Origin of the sequence: Ancylobacter sp. SL191 (genome assembly GCF_026625645.1) — a bacterium.
Lineage (GTDB): Bacteria > Pseudomonadota > Alphaproteobacteria > Rhizobiales > Xanthobacteraceae > Ancylobacter.
This window is the reverse complement of sequence record NZ_CP113056.1, coordinates 597,382-623,534: the sequence shown is the minus strand read 5'-3', so window position 1 is coordinate 623,534 and position 26,153 is coordinate 597,382. Positions and strand designations below refer to the sequence as shown.

The following is a 26,153-nucleotide window of genomic DNA, read 5'->3' as shown; positions in this document are numbered from 1 at the left end:
GCGAGCGGCCGGCATCCAGTCCAGGCACCGCGACGTATTCATTTCGTAGCGGTTGATGAATCGGGACGTGCCGTGCCGGCGCCGCATTCCCGCCTTGTGCTGCGCGCGCGATTCGAGCGTGGGCGCTGGCTGTGAATCCTCGCCGGAAACCTCGCCGGGATTGACGCGCGGCATTGGCGGCCGGGCGGTGTAGTATCGACAGGCGAGCCCTTGGCGGTTTGCCCGGGAAAGGGACGGATGGAAGACCGGCTGGAACGCGTGAGCGACGCGGCGCGCCTGCCCGAGCCTCGGGCGGCCGGCGATCTCGCGCGCCCCGCCCGGAACGCGTCCCGCGGCAACCGCCCGCCAATCCCGCGCTATCTCGGCCTGTCCGGCAAGCTGCTGGCCTTCACCCTCGCCTTCGTGCTGATGGCCGAGATTCTCATCATCGTGCCGTCCATCGCCGCCTTCCGTGTGAACTGGCTGTCCGACCGGCTCGCCGGCGCGCGCACGGCGGCGCTGGTGCTCGACGCCGCGCCCGAGGGCATGATCCCGCCCCAGCTCACGCGCGAGCTGCTGGGCAGCGTCGGCGCCATCACCGTGGCGCTGAAGCGCGACGACACACGCCGCCTGCTCGCCTCCAGCGACATGCCGCCCGAGGTCGACCTGCATGTCGACCTGCGCGACGTCGACCCGGTGCAGGCGGTGGCGCAGGCCTTCGAGACGCTGATGGCCTCCGACGGGCGGATCATCCGCGTGGTCGGCACGCCCCCGCGCGGCGGCGGCTTCGTCGAGATCGTTCTGGAAGAGACCCCGTTGCGCAAGGCGATGCTGCGCTTCACCCGCAACATCCTGCTGGTGTCGCTGGTCATCGCCGCGCTCACCGGCGCGCTGGTCTATCTCGGCCTGGCCTGGATGTTTGTGCGGCCGATGCGCCGGCTGACCCAGCGCATGATCGCCTTTCGCGAGAACCCGGCCGTTCCTGCCCCCGCCCTCGGCCCGGCCGAGCGCATGGACGAGATCGGCCTCGCCGAGCGCGAATTCGTCGACATGCAGCGGCAGATCACCGAGACGCTGCAGCAGAAGAACCACCTCGCCGTGCTCGGCCTCGCCGTCTCCAAGATCAATCACGACCTGCGCAACCTCTTATCCTCCGTGCAGCTCATCTCCGACCGCCTCGCCGACATACGCGACCCGGCGGTGCAGCGCTTCGCGCCGAAGCTGGAGGCCGCGCTCGACCGCGCCATCGCCTATTGCGAGCACACCCTCGCTTACGGCAAGGCGCAGGAGCCCGCCCCGGAGCGCCGCATGGTGGCGCTCGCCCCGCTGGTGGCTGAGGTGCGCGACACGCTGGGCTTGGGGGGCAGCGGCGAGGAAGCGCCGGCCATCGGCTGGGTCGCGTCCATCGAGCGCGGCATGAAGGTGGATGCCGACCCCGACCAGCTGTTCCGCGTGCTGCTCAACCTCTCGCGCAACGCCATGGAGGCGCTCTCCGCCCGCGCCCCCAATGACCCTGCCCGCGACCAGATCCGCATCACCGGCCGGCGCGAGGGCATCGTCGCCATTATCGAGGTGGCCGACACCGGCCCCGGCGTGCCCGAGCGGGCGCAGGCGCATCTGTTCGAGCCGTTCCAGGGCTCCGCCCGGCGCGGCGGCACCGGCCTCGGCCTCGCCATCGCCGCCGAGCTGATGCAGGCCCATGGCGGCGGCATCCAGCTCGTGCCCGGCACGATCGGGGCGACCTTCCAGCTTCGCGTGCCCGACCGGCCGGTCGACCTCGAAGCCCACCGCGCCGCCCGGTCGCATGGCTGAGCGGCGGGGGGACGAGGCGCGGGGGCGTGCTCCGGCCGAGGGGCCGGGCGGGGCGTCGATCGGTCGGCGCCGGCTTGGTCTCATTGGTCGTCCGCTTGTCCTCTTTGGCCTGATCGTCCACCTCACTGCACTGACACTCCACGCCGCTGAGGCCGCCGAGGTGACTGTCGCGGGGGCGGAGATTCGCGTCGACGGCGCGCCCTTCGCGGTGCGCGGCGCGGCCGGGGAGGGGCGGCTCAACCTGTTGAAATCATTGGGTGCGACGACCATTCGCTCCTATGGCGGCGACCCCGGCGCGTTGCTGGATGAGGCTGAGAAGGCGGGGCTGAAGGTCATTGTCGGCCTCTGGGTCGGCCAGCCCCGGCAGGGCGCCGATTATGGCGACCCGGTGTTTGTCGCCCGCCAGCGGAATGAGCTGCAAGCTATTGTGAATAAATACAAAAATCATCCGGCGCTGCTGATGTGGGGCATCGGCAACGAGGTCGAGGTGGATCTGGCCGATCCTGCCCCGGTCTGGCCGGAGATCGAGAAAATCGCGAGCATGGTCAAGGGCGTGGACCCGGATCACCCGACCATGGCGGTGCTCGCCGAAGTCGGTAACGACAAGGCGGCGGCGCTGCGCAACGCCGCCCCGAGCATCGACGTGCTCGGCATAAACTCTTATGGCGACGCGCTTTTTTCCGTCGCAACGCGGGCGCGGGAGCAGGGCTGGACCGGCCCCATCGTCATCGCCGAGATGGGGGCGCTGGGCCAATGGCAGGCCGCGACCACCCCCTGGGGCGCCCCGTTCGAGCCCTCCTCGACCCAGAAGGCGATCCAATTCCGGCGCTATCTCAAGGCGTTAGCCGATCAGCAGGCCGGCGCGATCACGTTTCTCTGGGGGCAGAAGCAGGAGGTGACGCCGACCTTCCACAGCCTGTTCCTGCCGTCAGGCGAATGGACCGAACCCCTTGAATCCATGGCGGAATCCTGGGGCGCCCCAGCGCCGGGCGGCAACCACGCCCCCCGCATCGCCACGCTCCGCGTCGCCGGCAATCCCAGCGCCCCCTTCGCCGATTGGGGGCCGGAAGGGGGCGCCGTGACCCTCGATGCGATCGACCCCGATGGTGACCCGCTGGACGTCCGCTGGACTGTCATGGCGGAGAGCGCCGTGCGCGGCATTGGTGGCGATAAGGAAGATCTGCCAAAGGCTTATCCTGAGGCCGTCAGCGCCGCCGGCCCCACCGGCGCGCGCATCGGCAACCTCCCGGCCGGCCATTACCGCCTGTTCGTCGAGGTGCTCGACGGCCGCGGCGCCGCCGCCACCGCCAATCTGCCCGTCGCGATCCGCTAAGCTGTGGACAAGCGCGTATGTCGCCGAGACGTCTTGCATCCTCCGACGAAACGGGTTAGCAGACGGGCCCTCGCCGCAGCAAACCTGCCGCGAGACGCTTCCTCCGGGAAGCCGGGCGCCCGTAGCTCAGCTGGATAGAGCACCAGACTACGAATCTGGGGGTCAGAGGTTCGAATCCTTTCGGGCGCGCCACTTCGGTACAAAACTGCGAACGCCGTTCGCCGCCGCTCCTACGCTTGATGCGGCAGCAAGCATGCGCAGTAGATCCGAGTTGTTCCCCATCGGCCGAATCTCCGACTTGCCCACCACCTCGACTCGCTGAGCGAGCGCACGCAGATGATCGCGGTGATACTCCCCGGCGTTCCAGATGATCGATGACGGCGCGGCCATGCGACCCTGCCGGCCAGCGCAGGCCTCGGCTTCGAGCTTGTTGACGAGATGACGGCGCCCCAGTGCGCAAAGCGCCAGGCTTCCTCGCCAGGACAGGAACATAGTGCCAGGGATCATAGATTGTCTGATCGCGCCCGAAGCAGCGGGGTGGCTCGCCTACGGGCCTGCCATCCTGGCGGGCTCGATCCGCTCGCCATAGGTACGGGTCTTAACAGGTCACCCCACGCACTTGCCGCGACGGAGTAGCGGTTGTTATCGAAGCGAACGAGGCAGGTCTTGGACACGAGGCCGGCCCGGCATGGAAGCCATCGAATCGGCCGCGATAGGGAACGAGTCTCACCCCCTCTGTCTCGAACACCCCCCAGACCGTTCGCTCACGCAGTTCGGGATGGGTATGGGCTTTGGCGTAGGCGAGCCTGAGACCCAGGAGATAGAGACGCTGAACGCCTTCGTTCGCTATTGAGGTCGAGGCCGCCGTGAACCGGTCGCCAGTCGGAAGCCCCGCAGCGTCCCAAGTTCCGCGACGACGCGCTCGACGAATATTGCGACCCGGCGGCTCTTGCTCGACGTGCCGGGCGCGCGCATCAGGTAGAGCGCCTTGGCGGCGATGGGGTCGGTTGGCAGGAGCTCTTTGCTGCCATCCGCGAGCGGTTGATATGGCGCTGCTCCGCACACTTGATCGCGGCGATGGCCTCCCCTGGTCGGTTGGAGACCCGACGCTCGTCGACTGATCAAGACCCGCATCGCCCTCGTCGCGACCGCAGGCCGCCTGCACTCCCTCCGTCAGCTGCGGTCGGGGGCGCAGGCGGCAATCGGTGGGACAACCGACGGAACAGGCGCTCCATCGGACGGCGGGATCGTTGGCACGTTCAGCGGCCCGCCGTGCATCATGGGTTCATCTGCCGTCGCCTTGATGCCGAACCACGCAGCATAGAGCGCGGGCAGAAAGAGCAGGATCAGCACCGTGCCCACCGCCGTACCGCCGATCAGCGTATAGGCCATCGACCCCCAGAACACCGAATGCGTGAGGGGAATGAAGGCGAGCACGGCCGCCAGTGCGGTCAGAATAACCGGGCGCGTCCTCTGGACCGTCGCTTCGATCACGGCATGATAGTCGTCCAACCCGGCGGCTTTGTTTTCCTTGATCTGCTCCGTCAGGATCAAGGTGTTGCGCATCAGGATTCCGGCCAGCCCGATCAGCCCGAGGATCGCATTGAAGCCGAAGGGTTGATTGAAGAGGAGCAACGTCGGAACCACGCCGGCAAGACCGAGCGGTGCCGTCAACATCACCATGGTCATCGTCGACAGGCTGCGAACCTGCAGGATGATGACGATCAGCATGGCGGCGATCATCGCGGGGAAAATCCTCGCCAGCGCGACATTGGCCTTCACCGATTCCTCGATGTTTCCGGCCATCTCGATGCGGTATCCGACCGGCAGCGCGGCGATCAGCGGCTGCAGCGCCTTCATCACCTGCCGCGAAACCTCCGGCGGCTGGGTCGCCTCGTTGATGTCGGCGCGGACCGTGATGATCGGGGTGCGATCGCGACGCTTCAGGATCGGCTCCTCGAACCGGATTTCCGAGCGACCGATCTGGTCCAGGGGCACCTGGCGGCCGTCCCGGCTCATCAGCGAGAAGTCCGCGAGCCGAGCGGGATCGAGCCGATTGTCGCCGGCGCTGCGGGCCACCACAGGCACGTTGCGGATGTTTTCGCGAACCTGAGTGACGGGGATGCCGGTCAGCAGCAACTGCATCTGCTGCGCGGCCTCGGCGGGCGACAGGCCGATCAGATTGAGTCGGTCCTGATCGGGTATATAGCGCAGAACAGGCGAGCGATTGCCCCAGTCCCGGTTTGCCTGCCGCACATCCGGAATGGCTTTCATGATGTCGAGGGCTTCCCCGGAGATACGGTACAACTCCGCCGGGTCAGGACCCATGATGCGGAATTCGACCGGAAACGGGGTGTAGGGTCCGAAGACGAGCTGCGTGACGCGAATGAAGGCTTCGGGGGCCAGGCCTTCCGATATCGCAGCGCGAAGCCGATGCTTCAGTGTCTCGCGCGCCACGGCGTCGGGGGTCAGCGCGACGATCTTGGCAAAGGCCGGGTCCGGCAGTTCCGGCGCCATGGCGAAGAAGAAACGCGGAGCGCCTTGGCCGATATAGCTGGTGACGATGGTCGCCTCCGGCTGGTCCATCAGCCATCGCTCGATCTTCTCCACCGCGGCCGTCGTCACCTCGATGCTGGTGCCTTCCGGCATGCGCACCTCGACCAGCACCTCGGGGCGATCCGAGGTCGGGAAGAACTGCTGTTTCATCGCCCCCATCCCAAGGACGGAGAATGCCATGGCGACGGCCACGACGGTGCAGGTCATGAACTTGTGACGCACGGTGAATTTGATCACGCCGCGCAGGCGCCGGTAGTTCGGCGTGGCGTAGATGGCATGATGGCCACCCTCGATCGGCTTGATGGCCGGCAGCATCTTGACCCCCAGATAGGGGGTGAAAACCACGGCCACGATCCAAGACACGATCAGCGCGAAACCCACCACCCAGAAGATGTTGCCGGCATATTCGCCCGCGCTCGAGCTGGCGAAACCAACCGGCATGAGGCCGATGATCGTTATGAGCGTACCGGACAGCATGGGCGCTGCCGTATGGCTCCAGGCGTAGGCGGCCGCCTGAATACGGTCCATGCCCTCTTCCATCTTCACCACCATGACCTCGATGGCGATGATGGCGTCATCGACGAGAAGGCCAAGCGCCAGGATCAGCGCGCCGAGCGTGATCCGGTCGAAGAACCGGCCAGTCTCCAGCATGATGAGGAAGACGACGGCAAGCGTCAGCGGCACAGCAAGCGCCACGACGATGCCAACGCGCCAGCCCAGGCTGATCAGGCTGACGAACAGGACGACACCGAGCGCCATCGCGAATTTCAGCATGAACTCGCCGACCGCGGCGTCGATGTTGACGGCCTGATCGCTGACTTTGCTGAGTGTCATGCCCAGCGGCAGCGTCTCGGCGATCGCGCTGGAGCGCGCTTCCAGCGCCTTGCCGAGATCCAGCCCGTTCCAGCCCTGCTGCATCACCGCCGCAAGCATGATGGCGGGCTCCCCCTCATGGCGGATGATGTATGTTTCCGGATCCTGATATCCGCGCCGGACCTCCGCCACATCGGACAGTTTGAGCGTTCGTCCGCCGGCGACGATCGGCGTGTCGGCAATTGCCTCGATGCTGTCATAGGCGCCGTCGAAGCGGATAAAGACCTGCGGGCCCCGGGTATCGATCGAGCCCGCGGGTGTGACGGTGTTTTGGCGCTGAAGGGCGCTGGCAATGTCCTGGGCCGATACGCCAAGCGTTGCGAGCTTGGCATAGGAGAATTCCACGAAGATCTGCTCGGGACGTTCTCCAAGAATATTGATCTTCTTGACGCCCGGCACATGCAGAAGATCCTGACGGATCACTTCGGCCTGCCGAGCCAGCTCACGCATCGGCATACCCTTGGCCTTCAGCGCATAAAGACCGAAGCTCACATCAGAAAATTCGTCGTTGACGAAGGGACCGAGTACGCCGGGCGGCAGGTTGCGGGCCTCATCTCCCAGTTTCTTGCGGGCCTGATAGAACTCCTCCTCGACGGCCGAAGGGGGCGTACTGTCCCGCAGCGTGACCGTCAGATAGGCGAAACCGGGGCGCGCTATGGTCTCGACACGGTCGTACCAGGTCAGTTCCTGGATGCGCTTCTCAAGCGGCTCCGCGACAAGATCCTGCATCTCGCGCGCGGTCGCACCGGGCCATGCCACGGTCACCGTCAGGGTTTTGATGGTGAAGGAGGGATCCTCCGCGCGGCCGAGCTTGACGAAGGCGTAGACGCCCGCAGCCGCCAGAAGAACAATGAAGAACAGGGTGACGGCGCGCTCGCGAACCGCAATCGCCGAAAGATTGAAGCTCATCGGCTCGCCGCCTCTGCGCGTGCGCTGGTTCGGACGGTTGCGCCATCCTTCAGCAGATGAGCGCCGAGGGCGACGATCTCCTGCCCCAGCGGGACGCCTGTCACCACAGCGGTTTCCCCTCCCAGCCGCTTGATCTCGATGGGAAGGAAGTGGACGGTCGACGACTGACGGTCGAGAGCCCAAACTCCCGTGCGACTGCCATCGTCCAGCACCGCGCCGATGGGAACCGTGACCTCCGATTGTCTCTCGCCATTGGTGAGTTTGATCGTGACCGTCGAGCCAAGCGGGGCTGAGGCAGCATCGCCATCAAGGACATACCGGGCCTCATAGGTCCGGGTCTGGGCATCGGCGGCATCGGAAATCTGCCGCAAGCGCGCCTTGCCCTGTTGCCCGTCGCTTCCATAGACGCTTGCTTCGGCTTGGGAGCCCAGGGCCGGACGGATCGTCTCTGGGAGCGCGACCACCGCCTCGCGGGGGCCGGCATGGGCCAGTTGCACCACCGTCTGTCCGGCCGCGACGACCTGTCCGGGATCGCCGAGCGTTGCCACCACCGTCCCGTCGGCGCCGGCCACCAGCGTGGAATAGGTCGCCTCGTTCTCGGCCACCTCTGCTTCTGCTTGCGCGGAAGCCAGCTGAGCCTCCGCCGTATCCAGCGCCGCCTTGGCCTGTTCGTAGCGTTGCGGGGTCGCCGCTAGCCCACCTTTGACCAAGGCCGCATAGCGCTTTTCATCCGCGCTCGCCTGCACAAACACCGCGCGGGCGGCGGCGACCGCGTTGCGCCGGGCGGTCAAGGCGAGACGCAGATCGGCTTCGTCGATGCGCATCAATGGCTCACCCGCCTTGACCTGCTGACCGGCATCGACGAGCCGCTCCACGATCTTGCCGGGAACGCGAAAGCCGAGATTGCTCTGCACCCTCGCTCCGATGATGCCCGTGAAGGCGCGCTCGGAGCTGGTTGCCGGAGCGGCTGTCGCCAGTCTGACGATCGGCGCGGCCTGCCTCGGATCGCTCACGACAGCCGCTTTCGGCGCGCAAAGGGACAACGCGGCGCCGCCGGCGGCCCCTATTGCCACGGTCAGAACCCCTGCGAGCACAATAGCGGGTTTCTTCTTCATACCCGTCGCCTCACCATAATTAGATTGTATTTGACCGCTATAATCAATATAGATGTCATTCGCAATCTATTTTTAGGAGACGTCAATGCGGGTCAGTCGCGTTCAGGCCGAGGAAAATCGGCAGACGGTGATCGACGTGGCGAGTCGCCTTTTCCGGGAGCGTGGCTTTGACGGGATCGGCCTCAAGGATCTGATGGCGGGTGCCGGACTGACGCAGGGCGCGTTCTACAAGCAATTCGACTCCAAGGACGATCTGGCAGCACAGGCCTCCCGGCGTGCGCTGACAAGCGCCCTGGCGATGTGGTCCGATGCCGCCAACTCCGCTCCTGATCATCCGCTGGCAGCCGTGGTCGACTTCTATCTCAACATGGGTCACTGCGCCGAAAGGGCGGATGGCTGCCCGGTGGTCGCGCTCGGTTCGGATGCGGCGCGGCAGGGGCCGGGCGTCAAGGCTTCGTTCGAAGCCGGCATCAAGGACTATCTTGAGATGGTGGGAGGCTGGATCGGTACGTCCGATGATGACGCGCGCGACCGCAAGGCGATGGCCCTTCTGTCGACCATGGTCGGCGCGTTGCTGCTCGCTCGGACGGTCAATGACGAACAGCTGTCGAAGCGCTTCCTCGACGCGGCGGCCGAGAGTGTGCTGGCCGCGTCACCACCGGGCGACACTCGGTCTTGACCGCGCCGATGACAGTATGAGCGGGCATGCGCCGCGGCCGGGGGGCGCTGACGGCCGCGCCAACCGAAGCCGCCCATACCCCCACCCGTTAGGCCTTGCCCTTCAGGAATTGAGCGGTGATGTCGGCAACGCGCTGGCCGAGATAAGCTGCCGTGCGCAGGTCGCTGTCGGGGGGCGTGACATCCGCTGGCGCGTCGTCCGACTGCGCCATCGCGCCGAGCCAGCCCCCGAGACGGTTGAGCTCATCCGGGCTCTTGCCGGGAAAGAGATCAAGCCCCACCCAGATCATGCCGTGCTGAGCGGCGAACAGCGCCAGCGAGACCAGCGAGTTCAGCTTGTCCCCGTGCAGGGCGCCGGAATTGGTGAAACCGGCGGCGATCTTGTTGCGCCACGCCTGCGGTCTCCAGGCGGTCCCGGTCGCCTCTTCCATGAACTGCTTCAGGCGGGCTGATATGAGCCCGTTATAGGTCGGCGAACCGAAGATGATGGCATCGCTCGCCGCCAGTGCCGTCCAGTCGACGGGGCCGTCGGCGACGGGAAACAACGTCGCCTCGGCGCCCGGAACGCGGGCGACACCCTCGGCAACGTGGCGCGCCAGCCTGGCGGTGTGGCCGTAGCTGCTGTCAAAGACGATGGCGATTTTCATGGCGACATCCTGGATGGGAATGAACGGTGCTTGGTGACGGACCGCGCGGGCGCGTCTGCGATGCAGGGCGCCCTCGCGCTCAGTTGGCGACGGCGGGAAGACCCAGGCGGCGGCGCAGTTCGGGGGCTGTCAGATGTGCCCGCCAGCCGGGTCCGCCCTGCTCGAAGACCCGCGCGGCGGCGAGGTTGCCGACGATTACCGGATCACAGCCGGCGTCGATGACGAGGCCGGCGCCGACCTGAAGGGCGCCCTGATCATCGCTGGCGATCGGCATACCGAGCCGTCCGGTGGAACGGCTGCCCGAGGCTTCGCAGGACGCGCGGGGCGCGTCCTGCCGGTAGGAGGAGAGGGATGAAGCGGGAGCCTTGAGGCAGGGGATTCCGCCCGTCAGGCGGCCAGATTCTGGTTGAAGAAGCTGGTGAGCTTGGCGAAGGGGATCAGGTCGACGCGATCATAAAGATCGACATGGCCGGCTCCCGGCACCCAGACCAGTTCCTTGGGTTCGGCCGCCCGCATGTAGGCGTCCTGGCTGAACTCTCGCGAATGCGCCTGATCACCACTGATGAACAACATCGGACGCGGCGAGATCGTCTCGATGTCGTTGAACGGGTAGAAGTTCATGAACTTCACGTTGCTGGTCAGGGTCGGCCTGGTCGTGGTCTGCCGAGAGGCCCCCTTTGGTGTCACCTCGCCACGGCTGGTGCGGTAGAAGTCGTAGAACTCGCGCTGAATCTCGGGCGTGTCGGCCGTCAGCTTGAGCACGGTGCCGCCCGTATATTCGGTCGGCCCGCCCGTGAACTCGGCGTAACGCTGCTGGGCGGCAGCGGCGATGATTTCCTTGCGCTGCTCAACAGTGAGCGAATGGTTGAGCGCGTTGCGGTTGGCGGATCCCATGTCGTACATGGAGACCGTCGCCACGGCGCGCAGGCGCGGATCGATCTTGGCTGCGCTGACGGCGAAGCTGCCGCTGCCGCAGATGCCGATGACGCCGATGCGGTTGCGATCGATGAAGGCCTGGGTGCCGAGATAATCGGCCGCGGCGCTGAAGGCCTCGGCATAGAGGTCCGGCGAGACCATGTTGCGCGGTTGCCCGGCGCTCTCACCCCAGAAGGGCAGATCGATGGCCAGCGTGACGAAGCCCTGCTCCGCCATCTTGGTCGCGTAGAGGTTGGAGCTCTGCTCCTTCACCGCGCCCATCGGATGGCCGACGATGATCGCCGGGTTGCGCGCACTCCGGTTCATGTCCTTCGGAACGAACAGGTTGCCCGCGACGTCCATCTGGTACTGGCTCTTGAAGGTGACCTTCTCAAGCGTGACCTTGTCGCTGGTGTAGAAATTTGCGGCACCGCGCGACATGTCCTGTGCGCTGGCCGATGACGTGTCGAGGAGGGACATCACGCCGACGGTGGCCATGCCCACGCCGGTCATCTTGAGCAAGTCGCGGCGGTCGATCTGTCCGCCCGTGGCATTGGTCGTAGCGGTCTCGTCTTTTACGTGCCTATCCATAGGAGCCTCCATTGCGAGCCGTGGACGGCTCTGCGTCCTACAAATGTGGTACGCCCCGGAGGCAGGAAGTAGACCCATGGATTGGCTAGAGGTTATGAGCCCCCTTCATCAATCAATTGATCTGTATCAACCCTGACTTTGCTGAAGCACAAGCCGGATCGGCATTACGAGCGGTGGCGCAAGGCATCAAGAAGGGCAACGAAAGCCGGCGAGGACTGACGCCGGCTGGGGTAATAGAGATAGAAACCATCCCAATAAGCGCACCAGTCACCCAGCACCGAGACGAGCCGTCCCGCACGGACATGGTCGAGGGCGATCTCCTCGGGGACAAAAGCAAGGCCAGCGCCGGCGAGCGCCGCATCCAGGACATGGAAGATGTTGTTGAAGGCAAGCTGGCCGTCGACCCGTATCTTCAGCTCCCGACTGTCCTTTTCGAACTCCCAGGCCCACAGGCCGCCGGAGGTCTGGAAACGGTAGTTGATGCAGCGGTGCTGGACGAGATCCTGCGGGTGTACCGGGGCCGGATGCTCCGCAAAATAGGCGGGGGTTCCGACCACGGCAAAGCGGAAGTCGGGGCCGATGCGGGCCGAGATCATATCCTTGGCGAGTTGTTCGCCCATGCGTACGCCGGCATCGTAGCGCTCGGTCACGATGTCGGTGAGGCCATTGTCGAGCATCAGTTCGACTTTGATATCGGGGTATTTCGGCAAAAACGTTCGGATTTTGGGCCAGAGTATACTGCTGATGGCGTAGTCCGAGGCGCTGATGCGGATGGTCCCCGCGGGTGTGTCGCGAAGATCGTTCAGCGCGTCGACCTGGGCCTCGATCTCGTCGAAGTGCGGGCCGATGCCTTGCAGCAGGCGCTCGCCGGCCTCGGTCGGCGAGACGGCGCGGGTGGTACGCGTCAGCAGGCGAACGCCGAGCCGAGCTTCGAGCTGGCGGATCGTGTGACTGAGGGCCGACTGCGACACCCCCATGCGCGAGGCTGCCCGCGTGAAACTGCGTTCGCGGGCGACAGCGATGAAGGCCAGAAGGTCATTGATGTTCTCGCGTGCCATCCATGATCACCTCTCATAAGAGCAGATCGATTATATCGTAAGAACAAGGGGCCGATAGGTGCAGCTCGGCATCGAGCGCCACTCCTCCTGTCACGACTTCATCAACTCTCTCCACAAGCCGACGATGCAAACCCCATGATAGCGACGCGGACGATTGATGAATCGCCCTCATGTCTCCATGCGGCAGCCCACCGCTAACGGACGCCCGGCAGTCTCGCTACCTTAGCGTCAGACACGGCGAACAAGTGCCATGTCGTGGGCTCCTATACGCCCGTGTATTGGAACAGTGATCATGGTCATGACGCGCAGAATGGTGCTCGGAGCCTGTGTGGCCGGTATGTCCGCGCGCGCGATTGGTGCGTCTGGCCCCGCGTGGGGCCAGGCAGCGGAGAAGCCGTTCATGAAAGTCGAATTTGCCTTCAGCGGACAGGTGTTCACGGCGACGCTGCTCGACAACCCGTCAGCGCGCGACTTCGCCTCGATGCTCCCGCTGACCCTTGAGATCGACGACTACTCGACCAATGAGAAGATCGCCTATCTGCCGCGCAAGCTCACAGAGGCAGGCAGCGGCGCCTTCGGCAATGAGGCGCCTGGCGATCTGGCCTATTACGCGCCCTGGGGCAATCTCGTTTTCTATCATGCCGGCTATCACTATTCACGGGGGCTGATCCGCCTTGGTCGACTCGACGGCGGGATCAAGCCACTGCTTACACGCGGGCAATTTCCGTTGACGGCCACGGCGCGGCGCTGAGCGCCACCCGGCTCACATCTCGGCGAGCGGCGTACGAACGGTGCTGCTCATCCGTAGACGGGAGGGATCGCCATTTTCGGCTGGGGGGCCGCTGACCATTCATGAGGAACCGCATGTCCTATGAACCCGACCGCTATATCGTCGATGATCGGCGCATCGGCACGAGCTACCTGCTCGCGGCCCTCGTTCTCGGGCTCGTCTTCGTCCAGTGCTTCCCCAACAGCGCAGCGGGCGACCGCTTGGCGCAGGATACCGGCGCGCCGGTTGTGGTTCGCGCGCCGGAAAGCTTCGATGCCGGCGACGATGTGGCGGTGAATGCCGGCCTCGTGGCGGACGACGATGTGTCAGATTCTGGCATGAGAGGCGACAGCACGTCGCTCTGCGCCGGGCCGATGGAGCGGGTGGTCGTGCGGCCGCTCTGACCGCTCATTCATGAGCCGGGCTCATCGCGACAAGCAAAGCCGGCCTCTAATGCGCCGGGCGGCCACCGCGTAGATTTGGAACCAGACCAAACGGAAGCCATGACGGCTGCCGCGCGGGTGGAGACCTCTCGGAGGTCGCACCGCGTGCGGGCGGGTCTGGCGCCCTCTTGCACGGAGAATGACGGTGGACATCACCATTAACGGGCAACTGCATCGGCTAGATATAGAGCCCGATACCCCGCTGCTCTGGGTGCTGCGCGATGAACTTGGCATGACCGGCACCAAATATGGATGCGGTCTTGCCCAGTGCGGCGCCTGCACCGTACTCGTCGACGGTCAGGCTACGCGTTCCTGCGTGACGCCGGTCGAGGCGGTCGCGGGCAGCCAGATCATGACCATCGAGGCGGTGACGCAGGATCCGGTGGGTCAGAAGGTCGTCGAGGCGTGGGTGTCGCAGCAGGTCGCGCAATGCGGCTACTGCCAGTCCGGCCAAGTCATGGCGGCCACCGCGCTGCTCAAGCAGACCCCCAAGCCGAGCGATGAGGACATCGCTGCGGCCATGATCAATCTCTGCCGCTGCGGCACCTATAACGCGATCGCCGCGGCCGTCCGGCACGCGGCGCAGGCCTGAGGAGCGGCGCGATGAATGAAATGAGCCCACTCATCAAGGCGGCGGCCCGCAAGCCTGACGCCCTGCCCCTCAATCTCTCGCGGCGCAGCTTCCTCGGCGCTTCGCTCGGCGCCCTGGTGCTGGGCGTCGCCCTTCCGGCCGGCGGACGCGCTTTCGCGCAGGAGGCCGCGCCCGCTATCGTGCCGGGCACGCGGGTCAACGCCTATATCCAGATCCTGCCGGACAGCACGGTGCTGTTCCGCAGCGCCTTCATCGAGGGCGGCCAGGGCATTTTCACCGCCATGGCGCAGATCGTCGGCGAGGAACTCGACGTCGATCCCACTCAGTTCGTCGTGGAAGGCGCGCCTCCCGGCCCGGACTACACGCTGATCGGCGGCTACCGCTTCACCGGCGGCAGCATGTCGGTGCGTATGAGCTACGAGACCATGCGCAAGCTCGGCGCCGCCGCGCGCCGGATGCTGCTCCAGGCTGCCGCCACCCAACTCGGCGTGCCGCTGGCGGAACTCTCGACGCAGCCCGGCCGTGTGATCCACGCCGCCTCCAGCCGCTCGATCCCCTATGGCGATCTAGCGACGGCGGCCGCTGCTCTGCCGGTGCCGACGGACGTCCCCCTTCGCTCGCGCGAGGATTTCCGTTGGATCGGCAAGCCGGTGGCCCGGATCGACATTCGCGACAAGTCGGCCGGCAAGGCACACTATGCCATCGACCTGAAGGTCGACAACATGCTGCACGGTGCCGTCCAGCATGCGCCGCGGCTCGGCCAGGAGCCGGGCGCCCTCGCCAATGAGGCCGAGGTCAGGGCGATGCCGGGCGTTCACTCGGTTCACCGTCTGCCGGGGGCGGTCGCGGTGCTCGCCACCAACTGGTGGCGCGCCCGCCGGGCGGTCGAGGCGCTTCAGGTGAACTGGGACGAGGCGAAGCCCGACAGCACGGCCCGCGTCATGCCGGCGGACTATTCCTCGCAACAGCACCGCGCCGATCTCCAGTCGCGCACGGGCGAAGGCCTTGCCTTCGAGACCCATGGCGAAGTCGGCCCGGCACTGGCGGGCGCGGCCCGCATCGTCGAGGCAAGCTTCGATGCGCCGCATCTCGCCCATGCGCAGCTCGAGCCGCCCTCGGCCATTGCCCGGTTCAACGCGGATGGAACGCTCGAGGTCTGGGCGCCCAATCAGGCGCCGGAGATGTTTCAGGGCGATGCCGCCAAGGTGGCCGGCCTTTCGCCCGAAAAGGTCATGATCCACTCGCCGATCCTCGGCGGCTTCTTCGGCCGGCACTTCCTCTACCAGACCGCCAATCCCTACCAGCAGGCGATCCGGCTGGCGAAAGCCGCGGGGCGACCGGTGAAGGTGATCTGGTCGCGCGAGGAAGAGTTCCTGCGCGATGCGTTCCGGCCGATGAGCGTCGCCCGCTTCCGCGCCGGCCTCGACGCCAGCGGCCTGCCCGTCGCGCTGAGCGCGGTGGCGGTGGGGGAGGGCGCGACCGGCCGCTGGTTCGGCCGCACGGACGACAAGGTGGACAGCTCCGCCGTCGAAGGCATCGCCGGCAAGGTCTATGCGATCCCGAACCGCCGTGTCGGCCATATCCATGTCGATGATCCCGCGATCATCGGCTTCTGGCGCTCGGTCGGGCATTCCATGAACGACTTCTTCTACGAGACCTTCTTCGACGAGATGGCGGATGCCGGCAAGCAGGATCCCTATGAGCTGCGCCGGCGCCTTCTCGCCGACAGCCCCCGCCATCGCAACCTGATCGAGGCCGTGGCCGCGCTCTCCGGCGGCTGGAAGCGTGGGCCCTTCACTGCCGAGGACGGCACGCGCCGTGCCCGCGGCGTTGCCATGGCCTCGCCCTTCGGCAGCGAGGTCGCGACCATCGCCGAGGTGTCGCTCAAGGACGGCGAGGTCGTCGTCCACCATGTCTGGGTGGCGATCGACCCGGGCAGCATCGTCAATCCGGCGATCATCGAGGCGCAGGTGAATTCGGCGGTCGCGCTCGGTCTCTCGTCGGCCCTGCTCGAGGAGGTGATCTACGAGGACGGCGTGCCGCGTGCCCGCAACTATGACGGCTACCCGATCCTGCCGCCCGAGCGGATGCCGAAGGTGCATGTGCGCATCGTCGAGAGCGGCGCACCCATGGGCGGCATCGGCGAGCCGGGCCTGCCGGGTGTGCCGCCCGCCGTGGTGAACGCCGCCTCGGTCCTGACCGGCCAGCGCATCCGCAGCCTGCCGCTCTCGCGCGCCAAGCTCACCGGAACTGCGGGCTGACCCATCCTTGGCTTTCGGTGCCAAAGCCCCGCGAACACCGGCACCGGAAGATGCAGCCGCCCCCGTCACGACGAGGGCGGCTGCTGCTTTTTGGCGGTCCGGCCGGTGGGGTCAAATGGGGGCCGAGGCGCGCCGGCCGGTCAGCAGGGCCAGCCCGGCGGCAATCGCCAGAAGCGCGGCGGCGGCACCGAAGGTCGCCGCGTAGCCGCTCGTGTCGAACAGCAGGCCGCCGAGCGTGGCGCCCAACGTGATGGCGAACTGGACCATGGCGACCATCAGCCCACCGCCGGCCTCCGCATCGCGCGGCAGCGTCCGCGCCAGCCAGGTCCACCAGCCGACAGGCGCCGAGGTGGCGAGCAGGCCCCAGACACCGAGCAGGCCGGCGGTGACGATCAGCGAGGTGCCGAACCCGATCAGCGCCGCCGCGATGAGGGCCATCAGCGCGGGAATGACGATGAGCGTGCGGTAGAGGCCCGTCTTCACGAAGCGCTCGATCAGCAGCGTGCCGATGAAGCCGGTGACCCCGATCAGCAGCAGGAGGAGCGAGAGGGTCGTGAGGTCCGCCCGCGTCACCGTTTCGAGGAACGGCCGCAGATAGGTGAACAGGGTGAACTGCCCCATGAAGAACAGGCTCATCGCCGCCATGCCATACGCGACGACGGGCCGGCGCAGCAGGCGGAAGACGTGCCCGGAGCCTGGTGACGGTGCGACCCGCATGGTGGGCAGGCTGACGACCTGCCAGACAAACACCAGCGCGGCGATCGGCACGACGCAGAAGAACGCCCCGCGCCAGCCGATGATGCCGCCCAGGAAGCTGCCGAGCGGGGCCGCGACCACGGTCGCCAGCGCGTTGCCGCCATTGAGGATGGCCAGCGCGCGCGGCACCTGATGGCTAGGCACGAGCCGCATCGCGGTCGCCGCCGACATCGACCAGAAGCCGCCAATGACGATGCCGATCAGCGCGCGCCCGATCATCAGCACGGTGTAGGTCGGGGCGGTAGCGACGATGGCGCCGGAGAGGATCATCAGGCCAGTGAGGATCAGCAGGAGGATCTTGCGGTCCAGCCCGCCGGCGATGGCGGTGATGAACAGGCTCGTCACCACGGCGAAGGCGCCGGAGACGGCGATGGCCTGCCCGGCCTGTCCTTCGGTGACGCGCAGCTCGGCGGCGATCGGGGTGAGCAGGCTCACCGGCATGAATTCGGAGGCGATGAGGGTGAAGACGCAGAGCGAGAGCGCGAAGACCGCGCCCCAGTTCGCGGCAGGGGAGGCCGCCGCCTCCACCATGCCGTCGGCGACAGGCGTATCGTGAGTCAACATGATCATTCCAGTGAAGTGGGCGCGCGCGCCAGCCGCCACGGAGCAACAGCGTGGCGGGAGGCGCGGTGGTGCAGGATCGATCGAGGCTAGGGGGCAGACGTGCCGGGGACTACCGGCCGGAGGGCGCATGGCGTGATGAGGGAGCCTCATCAATCGGCGGCCAGCGCCACCAGCCTCGCATGCGCGGCTTGCATTGATGAACGCCCTTCATGAGAGCTAGCGTCGCGGCGGCTCTACACCTGACGGGCGGCGCGCCCTACTTCAGGCGTGGTATCCCGGCGCCGCGCACCCGCGGCGGCGCGGCCCGGCACAGGAGAAGCCCATGAAGACCGTTGGCTATGCGGCGCGCTCGGAGACGACCCCGCTCAGTCCCTATGATTTCGAGCGGCGTGAGCTGCGGCCGAACGATGTAGCGATGGAGGTGCTCTACTGCGGCGTCTGCCATTCCGACCTGCATCAGGCGCGCAATGACTGGGGCTGGAGCCGCTACCCGCTGGTGCCCGGCCACGAGATCATCGGCCGCGTGACCGCCGTCGGAAATGAGGTCAAGCATTACGCGATCGGCGACCATGTGGCGGTCGGCTGCCTCGTCGATTCCTGCCAAAGCTGCGATCAGTGCCGGAAGGGTCTCGAGCAGCTCTGCCGCAAGGGGCCGGTCCAGACCTATAGCGACACGGACCGCTTTTCCTGCGAGCCGACCGCGCTGACCCAGGGCGGCTATTCCAAGCACCTCGTAACGCGCGAGGAGTTCGTGCTGCGCGTGCCGGAAGGGCTGGACCTTTCCAAGGCCGCCCCGCTGCTCTGCGCCGGCATCACCACCTATTCGCCGCTGCGCACCTGGAATGTCGGGCCGGGCAGCCGCGTCGGCGTGGTCGGCCTTGGCGGGCTCGGCCATATGGCGGTCAAGCTCGCCGCCGCCATGGGCGCGGACGTCACGGTGCTCAGCCGCACCAAGGATAAGGAAGCCGACGCGCTGGCGCTGGGCGCCGACCGCCTGCTGGTGTCGAGCGACGCGGATGCCATGGCGCAGGCCGCCAGTAGCTTTGATCTCATCATCGACACCGTGCCGGTCAAGCACGATATCAACCCCTATGTGCCGCTGCTCGATGTCGACGCGACGCTGGTGATCGTCGGCCAGATCGGCCCGCTGGCCGAGCCGAGCACCGTGCCGCTGCTGCTCGGCCGACGCCGCATCGCCGGTTCGCCCATTGGCGGTATCGCGGAAACGCAGGAGATGCTGAACTTCTGCGCCAAGGCCGGCGTTCTTCCCGATGTCGAGATGATCCGCATGGAGGACATCAACGCGGCGTTCGAGCGGCTGGAAAAGGCCGATGTGCGCTATCGTTTCGTCATCGACATGGCCACGCTGCCGGCTCCGGTCGCGGCCTGAGACCCGTTTCCCGACCGCTGGCGGGCCATCGCCGGCGGTCCCTTCGTCCGAGGTGCGCCCCATGAAGCCCTATGTCATTTGCCTGATGGAAACCTCGCTCGACGGGCGCCTGCACCCGAGCCGGTTCACCGCCAGCCCGCAGGGTGGCCGCGCCGATTGGGGTCGGCTCTATGAGCAGGTCCACGGCACGCTGAAAGCCGACGCCTGGCTGGTCGGGCGTGTGACCATGGCCGAGATGGCCAAGGGCGTGCCGCATCCGCCGGCGATGGCCGGCGCGGTCGCGCGCCCGCTCCATGTCGCGACGCGGGCGGCGAGCTATGCCATCGCGCTCGATCCTTCCGGCAAGGTGCACTTCAAGGGATCGAGCGTCGGCGGCGACCACGCCATCGCCCTGCTCGGCCGGGATGTGCCGGACAGCCACCTCGCCGAACTCGCAGCCGATGGCGTTTCCTACATCATCGCCGAGGGCGATGAGATCGACCTCGCCGCGACACTGGAGATTCTGGCGCGGGAGTTCGGCATCCGACGCCTTGCGGTGGAGGGTGGCGCGCGCGCCAATGGCGCCTTGTTCGCCGCTGGCCTCGTCGATGAGTTCAGCGTGCTCATCGCGCCTGCGCTCGATGCCCGGCCGGGCAGCGAGGCCATCGTCGACGCTGGCCCGAACGGGCTCGCCGGCAAGGTGACGCTGTCGCTCCTCAGTGCCGAGACGCTCGATCACGGCGTGGTGCATCTTCGCTATGCGGTGAAACTGGCCTAGAGCTTGGTGAGCTCCAGCTCACCAACAGGGCTCTAAATTATTGGCCTGACGCATTTTCTTGCCGTGAACAGAAATCCACGTCGCTCGAAAATGCTCTAGCATCCCCGTATGACCCACGCTTGCGACATCGCCATCATCGGGGCCGGCGCGGCCGGCATCGGCGCCGCCCGGCGGCTTGCCGGCCGCGGCCTGTCGGTTGTCGTGCTGGAGGCCCTGCCGCGTCTTGGCGGGCGCGCCTCGACCGTCCTGATGAGCGGCCTGCCGCTCGACCTTGGCTGCGGCTGGCTGCATTCGGCCGACCGCAATCCGTGGACACGGATCGCCGAGGCCGCCGGTTTCGTCGTGGACCGGCGGCGCAGCGCCTGGGACCAGCAATTCGGCGATCTCGGCGCGCCCCCGGCGGAGTGGGAAGCCGCCGGCGCGGCTTTTGACGCCTGGAGCCAGCGGCTCCTTGAGTATCCGCCGGCCAGCGACCGGGCCATTGACGCCGTGGCGCCGGGCGAGCGCTGGCTCGCCTATCTCCAGGCCTTGAGCGGCTATATCAGCGGCGACGAACTGGAGCGCATCTCGGCCGCCGATTACGCCGCCTATGACAGCGCCTCGACCGCGCTTAACTGGCGCCTGCCGGCGGGCTACGGCACGTTGATCGCCTCCCGCTTCCCTGCCGATGTGGCGCTGCATCTGGCGACGCCGCTGGAACGGCTGGACATCAACGGACCGGCCGTTGAACTCGTCACCCCGCGCGGCACGCTGCGCTGCCGGGCGGCGATCCTCACCGTCTCCACCCATATGCTCGCCGGCGACGCGATCCGCTGGCCGGCCGCGCTGGACCCCTGGCGCGCGGCGGCGGCGCATCTGCCGCTGGGCTGCAACGAGAAGCTGTTTCTGGAGATCATCGGTCCCTCGCCATTCGAGGCGGAGACCCATGTGCAGGGCGACCTCCACGATCCGGCATCGGGCACCTATTACATCCGGCCCTTCGGGTTCCCCGTCATCGAGTGCTTCCTCGGCGGCGCCGGCGCCCGCCGCGTGCGTGACGAGGGAACGCCGGTCGCCTTCGCCCATGCCATCGACCAGCTCGCGGCCCTCTTCGGCGGGGAAGTGCGCCGCGCGTTGCGCCCGGCTCTGGCTTCCTCCTGGGGCGCGACACCTTCCATTGGCGGCGGCTACAGCCATGCCTTGCCCGGCCACCGAAGCGCGCGCGCCAGGTTGGCGAGTCCCTATGAAGATCGGTTATTCTTCGCCGGCGAGGCGACGCATCCCACGGACTTCTCGACCGCACATGGCGCGCTGCTGAGTGGAATTCGCGCCGCAGACGAGGTGGCGGAAGCCTTCAGTCGTGAACGATAACAGATGCCGCCCATCGCAAGTGCTTCCGAAGTCGCACTTCCCATACTTCGTCAGCCTTGGTCAATAACGATAAGTTGATGGTGGGATTGATGAATCTCCCACATAGCGCCATGCGAGAGAGTCTGGCTAATCCCTCCTCATCCCTCTGCGTAAGATTCAGTCTTCTAAGGCCTGCGTGGCGCTCGCCACCGTCCGGCCCCGACGATAGCGAACCTTGCCGGAGACAGGATGTCCTCTCGATTCCTCGCCGTACTTGCCTGCTCGACTCTCGCCCTTTCGGTGCTCGCCCCTCCGGCCGGCGCACAGGACGCGGCGACCGGAGAACGCCTGTTCCGCACACGCTGCGCCTCCTGCCATTCCCTTGAGCCCGGACAGAACCGCATCGGCCCCAGCCTGAGCGGCGTGATTGGCCGCAAGGCTGGCAGCGTCGAGGGCGCGCGCTACTCGCAGGGCATGCGCGACCTTGGCATCACCTGGGACGCGGCGCAGCTCGACACCTTCCTCACCAATCCGCGCGCCATGGTGAAGGGGAGCACCATGACGATCTCGGTGACGAGTGCCACCGACCGCGCAGCGCTCACGGCTTATCTGCAGAGTCCGCCGCAGACCAACTGACCCGCCCCATCACCTCAGCCGGGAGTGCACGATGGCCAAGCTCAACGTCAACGGAAAGCTCGTCGAGATCGAGGTCGAGGATGACACGCCACTTCTGTGGGTCATTCGCGACCATGTCGGCCTGACCGGAACGAAATATGGCTGCGGCGTCGCCCAGTGCGGCGCCTGCACGGTCCATGTCGACGGCGTCGCCACGCGCTCCTGCGCGCTTCCAATAAGCGCCGTCACCGAGGATCAGAAGATCGTCACGATCGAGGGCCTCGGGGCGCAGGGCCCGCATCCCGTGCAGCAGGTCTGGGCCGAACTTGACGTCGCCCAGTGCGGCTACTGCCAGGTCGGCATGATCATGGCCACTTCATCGCTGCTCGCGCAGAATCCGAACCCAAGCGATGAGGATATCCGTGCCGAGATCAGCAATATCTGCCGCTGCGGAACCTACACGCGCGTGCTGGCGGGCGTGAAGCTCGCCGCCACGCGCATGGCCGCGAACCGCGGTTGAGGGGGAGCACACCATGAGCGCGACACTATCGGCTTCGGATGCCAACCGTCAGGCGCGTGTCTCGCGCCGTAAATTCCTCGGAGGTGCCGCGGCCGCTGCCGGCGCCTTCACCTTCGGCTTTACCTTTCCCCTGCCGTTCGGCGCCGTGGCGCAGACGACGGCGCGGGAGGTCAATGCCTGGGTCGTGATCCAGCCCGACGAGACGGTCATCATCCGCGTCGCCCGTATCGAGATGGGACAGGGCGCGCTCACCGGTCTCGTCCAGCTCGTCGCCGAGGAACTCGACTGCGATTGGGACAAGGTCCGCTACGAGATGGTCAATCCCGCGGCCAACAAGGCCCGCGGCATGGTGTGGAAAGCGCAGCAGACCGGCGGCTCGCGCTCCATCCGCGGCTCGCATGACTATCTGCGGCTCGGCGGTGCGCAGGCGCGCGCCGTGCTGATCGAGGCCGCCGCCCGAAGCTGGAGTGTGCCGGCCGGGGAATGCCGCGCCGCCAAGGGCGTTATCAGCCACACCTCCAGCGGACGTTCCACGACCTATGGCGCCATCGCCCCGAGCGCCAACGGCATCACGCCGCCCGCCGACATCGCGCTGAAGGATCCGAAGGACTGGACCATCGCCGGCCAGCCGCTGAAGCGCATCGACACGATGGACAAGCTGGACGGCTCGCTGGTCTACGGCATGGACATCCGGATGCCGGGAATGGTGGTCGCGATTCCCAAGGCCTGCCCCGTCCATGGCGGCAAGCTCCGCAGCTTCGACGCCGCAGCGGTTTCCGGCATGCGCGGCGTCAAGCAGGTTCTCAAGGTCGACGACGAGACGGTGGCGGTGGTCGCCGACACGTTCTGGCGTGCCAAGACCGCGCTCGACGCCCTGCCCATCGAATGGGACGAAGGCGACAACGCGAAGGTCTCCAGCGACACGATTTCGGCCATGCTGCGCGAGGCCCTTGCGGCCCCCGAAGCCTTCGTCGGCAACCGCTCAGGTGATGCCCCCGCGGTTCTGTCGCGTGCGTCACGGATCATTGAAGCGGATTACGGCTTCCCCTATCAGAACCACGCGCCGATGGAAGTGATCAGCGCGACCGTGCGCTGGACGCCGGAGCGTTGCGAGGCGTGGGTGCCGACTCAGGCGCCGGACGTGGCGCTGACCGCCGTGGTGAACGCCTCCGGCCTCGCGCCCGAAGCCTGCGACGTGCATGTGATGCGGATCGGCGGAAGCTTCGGCCGGCGCCTGTCGGGCGAGTATGTGCGGATGGCGACGTTGATCGCCAAGACGATGCCCGGTACGCCCGTGAAGATGATGTGGACCCGCGAGGAGGACATGCTCCAGGGGCGGTTCCACCCGGTGACGCAGGCCCGGTTCCGCGCCTCGCTCGATGCACAGGGCAATGTCGAGGCGCTGCACATGCGCATCGCCGGCCAGTCGATCGCCAGCTTCGCGGCTCCCCAGATCATGACGAGCAACGGCGACCCGCTTGTTTATCAGGGCCTTCTGCCCGACAGCCCGGAAGGGCATCTCGGCTACACCATCCCCAATGTGCTGATCGAATTCGCCATGCGCAACCCCCACATCCGCCCGGGTTTCTGGCGCGGCGTGAATCTCAATCAGAACGCCGTCTACATGGAATGCTTCATCGACGAAATGGCCGCCGCTACGGGGCAGGATCCGCTCGCCTTCCGGCGGAAACTGATGCGCAATCATCCCAAGCATCTCGCCGTACTGGAAGCGGCGACCAAGGGTATCGGCTGGGACACGCCTCCCGCGCCGGGCCGCGCGCGCGGGGTGGCCCAGATCATGGGGTTCGGCAGCTATGTCGCCGCCGCTGCGGAAGTCTCCGTCACCAATGGCCAGCTGAAGATGCATCGCATCGTGGCCGCGACGGACCCCGGCCATGTGGTGAACCCGCAGCAGGTGGAGGCCCAGGTCGGCGGTTCTTTCGTCTACGGGCTCTCCGCCATGATCCATGGCGAATGCACGGTGAAGGACGGGCGGATCGAGCAGGAGAACTTCGACACTTACAACGTGCTGCGGCTCGACGAGATGCCGGAGGTGGAGGTGATCTCCATGCCGTCCGGCGGTTTCTGGGGTGGCGTCGGCGAGCCGACCATCGCGGTGGCGGCACCTGCCGTGCTGAACGCCATCTTCGCCGCCACGGGCAAGAGGGTGCGCCAGCTTCCGCTGAAGAATGCCGATCTCAACCTGAGCTGATCCTGCGACCGCAGGCCATCGCCCGCATCGGCCCGTCGGGACTATCGCCGACCTATCGCCGATGCGGGCTTTACGGAGCCTTCATGATGAAAAAAACCGCTGCCAGTCTTGCCCTGTCCGCCCTCGCCACCACGGCTGTCGCTGCCGAGGAGGTGCGCCGGGCACGAGTGGCACCCGAGGCGGTCTATCAGGTCGCCCCGGGACTCGGGCATTTCACCGACGATGTGCTGTTCGGCGAGGTCTGGGTGCGGGATTCCCTCAAACCGCGTGACCGCAGTCTCGTCACCGTGACGGCGCTGATCGCCACCGGCAAGACCGCCCAGATCGGTGTCCACGCCGCCCGCGCCCTCGACAATGGCGTGACCCCGGCGGAGCTCGGCGAAGTCATTACCCAACTCGCCTTCTATTCGGGGTGGCCGAACGCGATCTCGGCCGTGATCGAGGTCAAGCGCGTCTATGACGAGCGCGGAATAGGGCCCGTGGCTCCCAGCCAGGCACCGCGCATCGAACTGGAGGCCGCCGCGGAAGCCGCCCGCAAGGTGGCCGTCGACACAGCCATCGCACCGGCCGCGCCCGAGCTGGCTGAACTCACCAACCGGGTGCTGTTCGGCGATCTGTGGCAGCGTGCCGAGCTTACCCCGCGCGACCGCAGCCTTGTCACCATGGCGGCGCTGATCGCCATCGGCCAACCCGAGCAGCTTCCCTTCCACGCCAATCGGGCGATGGATAACGGATTGACGCGCGACGAGGCCGCCGAGACGGTGGCCCATCTCGGTTTCTACGCCGGATGGCCGCGCGCCGTATCGGCGGTGGCCGTACTGCAACGTGTTTTCGACAGCCGCACCGCCGCGACGGCGCAGCCGGCACCCGCTTCCGATGCCGATCTCAAGATCGTCCGCGCCAAGAATGCGCCCTCGACACCAGGACCGTCGGCCTACTTCACCGGTGACGTTCGCGTCTCTGGCAATTTCCGCGGCGATGCGCCGGCGCGCGTGAGCGGCGCGACGGTGAACTTCACGGCGGGCGCTCGCACGGCGTGGCACACGCACCCGCTGGGCCAGACGCTGTTCATCATTTCCGGACGTGGCCGGGTTCAGAAAGAAGGCGGGCCGATTGAGGAGGTAGTGCCCGGCGATCTGGTCTGGATTCCGCCGAATGTGCGCCACTGGCACGGGGCCAGCGCCGATCAGGCCATGTCACATCTGGCCGTGGCTGAGGAACTCGACGGCAAGGTGGTCACTTGGATGGAGAAGGTGACAGATACGACGGGTCCAGATGAATAAGGTCGGCGCACCCTTATGAGAGGCCTCCTACGAGGTTAAAGCGCCGTTCAGGGCTTGCTTCGCGCGCAGTCGCGGCACTACCGAGGCGGTGGTGACACTACACTTGCAGTCTGGAAGATCCCGCCTTTACGGAATTATTGCGCGCCAGATTCGGCAACGGCCGCGCCGAGCCCCTGATCTTTGACAATCCCCTCCA

General features: G+C 66.7%; 22 protein-coding genes, 1 tRNA gene and 1 pseudogene. 15 read left to right on the top strand and 9 right to left on the bottom strand.

What is annotated here, in order from left to right:
* The first annotated feature begins 237 nt into the window (after positions 1-237).
* From OU996_RS02735 to OU996_RS02725, 3 genes are all read left to right on the top strand, one after another.
* Positions 238-1,791, top strand: coding sequence for a sensor histidine kinase (locus OU996_RS02735; protein ID WP_420712681.1), 1,554 nt, complete (start codon positions 238-240; stop codon positions 1,789-1,791).
* Positions 1,784-3,124 (top strand): glycoside hydrolase family 2 TIM barrel-domain containing protein, encoded by a 1,341-nt coding sequence (locus OU996_RS02730; RefSeq protein ID WP_267584132.1) that lies wholly within the window; start codon positions 1,784-1,786, stop codon positions 3,122-3,124. Before OU996_RS02735 ends, OU996_RS02730 begins: the two co-directional genes overlap by 8 nt.
* Before the next feature lie 115 nt (positions 3,125-3,239).
* Positions 3,240-3,316: transfer RNA gene (locus tag OU996_RS02725), tRNA-Arg, on the top strand.
* On the opposite strand, the gene OU996_RS02720 is transcribed toward OU996_RS02725, so the two are convergent.
* The 4 genes and pseudogenes from OU996_RS02720 to OU996_RS02705 all read right to left on the bottom strand — a co-directional run bounded on the left by OU996_RS02720 (position 3,287) and on the right by OU996_RS02705 (position 8,577).
* A complete protein-coding gene (locus tag OU996_RS02720) occupies positions 3,287-3,616 on the bottom strand; it encodes a hypothetical protein (protein ID WP_267584131.1) in 330 nt (109 codons plus the stop codon). The genes OU996_RS02725 and OU996_RS02720 overlap by 30 nt on opposite strands.
* Positions 3,567-3,929: pseudogene (locus OU996_RS02715) on the bottom strand (Mu transposase domain-containing protein); the annotation flags it as partial. The pseudogene OU996_RS02715 and the gene OU996_RS02720, both read right to left, overlap by 50 nt.
* Before the next feature lie 368 nt (positions 3,930-4,297).
* Positions 4,298-7,462 (bottom strand): efflux RND transporter permease subunit, encoded by a 3,165-nt coding sequence (locus tag OU996_RS02710; protein WP_267584130.1) that lies wholly within the window; start codon positions 7,460-7,462, stop codon positions 4,298-4,300.
* Positions 7,459-8,577: an efflux RND transporter periplasmic adaptor subunit gene (locus OU996_RS02705; RefSeq protein WP_267584129.1), complete on the bottom strand. Its 1,119-nt coding sequence runs from the start codon at positions 8,575-8,577 to the stop codon at positions 7,459-7,461. The genes OU996_RS02710 and OU996_RS02705 overlap by 4 nt, the downstream gene beginning before the upstream one ends.
* An 85-nt stretch (positions 8,578-8,662) precedes the next feature.
* Between OU996_RS02705 and OU996_RS02700 the strand changes: the two genes are divergently transcribed.
* Positions 8,663-9,256: a TetR/AcrR family transcriptional regulator gene (locus tag OU996_RS02700; protein ID WP_267584128.1), complete on the top strand. Its 594-nt coding sequence runs from the start codon at positions 8,663-8,665 to the stop codon at positions 9,254-9,256.
* Positions 9,257-9,344: 88 nt separating this feature from the next.
* Here OU996_RS02700 and OU996_RS02695 read toward each other — a convergent pair whose 3' ends face one another.
* The 4 genes from OU996_RS02695 to OU996_RS02680 form a co-directional block, all read right to left on the bottom strand.
* A complete protein-coding gene (locus tag OU996_RS02695) occupies positions 9,345-9,902 on the bottom strand; it encodes a flavodoxin family protein (RefSeq protein ID WP_267584127.1) in 558 nt (185 codons plus the stop codon).
* 79 nt (positions 9,903-9,981) lie between these two features.
* Positions 9,982-10,176: a hypothetical protein gene (locus OU996_RS02690; protein ID WP_267584126.1), complete on the bottom strand. Its 195-nt coding sequence runs from the start codon at positions 10,174-10,176 to the stop codon at positions 9,982-9,984.
* Positions 10,177-10,289: 113 nt separating this feature from the next.
* Complete coding sequence (locus OU996_RS02685; protein ID WP_267584125.1) at positions 10,290-11,408, bottom strand: alpha/beta hydrolase; 1,119 nt, start codon at positions 11,406-11,408, stop codon at positions 10,290-10,292.
* 164 nt (positions 11,409-11,572) lie between these two features.
* Positions 11,573-12,466 (bottom strand): LysR family transcriptional regulator, encoded by an 894-nt coding sequence (locus OU996_RS02680; RefSeq protein WP_267584124.1) that lies wholly within the window; start codon positions 12,464-12,466, stop codon positions 11,573-11,575.
* Positions 12,467-12,758: 292 nt separating this feature from the next.
* On the opposite strand from OU996_RS02680, the gene OU996_RS02675 reads away from it, so the two are divergent.
* The 4 genes from OU996_RS02675 (at position 12,759) to OU996_RS02660 (ending at position 16,531) form a co-directional block, all read left to right on the top strand.
* Positions 12,759-13,217, top strand: a complete 459-nt coding sequence (locus OU996_RS02675; RefSeq protein ID WP_420712680.1) for a cyclophilin-like fold protein — start codon at positions 12,759-12,761, stop codon at positions 13,215-13,217.
* 113 nt (positions 13,218-13,330) lie between these two features.
* Positions 13,331-13,639: a hypothetical protein gene (locus tag OU996_RS02670; protein ID WP_267584123.1), complete on the top strand. Its 309-nt coding sequence runs from the start codon at positions 13,331-13,333 to the stop codon at positions 13,637-13,639.
* Positions 13,640-13,823: 184 nt separating this feature from the next.
* Positions 13,824-14,270, top strand: a complete 447-nt coding sequence (locus tag OU996_RS02665; protein WP_324290723.1) for a (2Fe-2S)-binding protein — start codon at positions 13,824-13,826, stop codon at positions 14,268-14,270.
* 11 nt (positions 14,271-14,281) lie between these two features.
* Positions 14,282-16,531, top strand: coding sequence for a molybdopterin cofactor-binding domain-containing protein (locus OU996_RS02660; protein ID WP_420712679.1), 2,250 nt, complete (start codon positions 14,282-14,284; stop codon positions 16,529-16,531).
* A 111-nt stretch (positions 16,532-16,642) separates the two neighbouring features.
* On the opposite strand, the gene OU996_RS02655 is transcribed toward OU996_RS02660, so the two are convergent.
* On the bottom strand, positions 16,643-17,851 hold the full coding sequence (locus OU996_RS02655; RefSeq protein ID WP_267584121.1) for an MFS transporter: 1,209 nt from the start codon (positions 17,849-17,851) through the stop codon (positions 16,643-16,645).
* 322 nt (positions 17,852-18,173) lie between these two features.
* Between OU996_RS02655 and OU996_RS02650 the strand changes: the two genes are divergently transcribed.
* From OU996_RS02650 to OU996_RS02620, 7 genes are all read left to right on the top strand, one after another.
* On the top strand, positions 18,174-19,241 hold the full coding sequence (locus tag OU996_RS02650) for an NAD(P)-dependent alcohol dehydrogenase (RefSeq protein WP_267584120.1): 1,068 nt from the start codon (positions 18,174-18,176) through the stop codon (positions 19,239-19,241).
* A 61-nt stretch (positions 19,242-19,302) separates the two neighbouring features.
* Positions 19,303-19,998, top strand: coding sequence for a RibD family protein (locus OU996_RS02645; protein WP_267584119.1), 696 nt, complete (start codon positions 19,303-19,305; stop codon positions 19,996-19,998).
* A 108-nt stretch (positions 19,999-20,106) separates the two neighbouring features.
* Complete coding sequence (locus OU996_RS02640; RefSeq protein ID WP_267584118.1) at positions 20,107-21,348, top strand: flavin monoamine oxidase family protein; 1,242 nt, start codon at positions 20,107-20,109, stop codon at positions 21,346-21,348.
* A 228-nt stretch (positions 21,349-21,576) separates the two neighbouring features.
* The gene (locus OU996_RS02635) at positions 21,577-21,963 is read left to right on the top strand and encodes a c-type cytochrome (RefSeq protein ID WP_267584117.1); all 387 of its coding nucleotides are present in this window, start codon (positions 21,577-21,579) and stop codon (positions 21,961-21,963) included.
* 31 nt (positions 21,964-21,994) lie between these two features.
* The gene (locus tag OU996_RS02630; RefSeq protein WP_267584116.1) at positions 21,995-22,462 is read left to right on the top strand and encodes a (2Fe-2S)-binding protein; all 468 of its coding nucleotides are present in this window, start codon (positions 21,995-21,997) and stop codon (positions 22,460-22,462) included.
* Between the two features lie 13 nt (positions 22,463-22,475).
* On the top strand, positions 22,476-24,674 hold the full coding sequence (locus OU996_RS02625) for a xanthine dehydrogenase family protein molybdopterin-binding subunit (protein WP_267584115.1): 2,199 nt from the start codon (positions 22,476-22,478) through the stop codon (positions 24,672-24,674).
* Between the two features lie 86 nt (positions 24,675-24,760).
* Positions 24,761-25,957, top strand: a complete 1,197-nt coding sequence (locus OU996_RS02620; RefSeq protein WP_267585570.1) for a carboxymuconolactone decarboxylase family protein — start codon at positions 24,761-24,763, stop codon at positions 25,955-25,957.
* Positions 25,958-26,153: the final 196 nt, after the last annotated feature.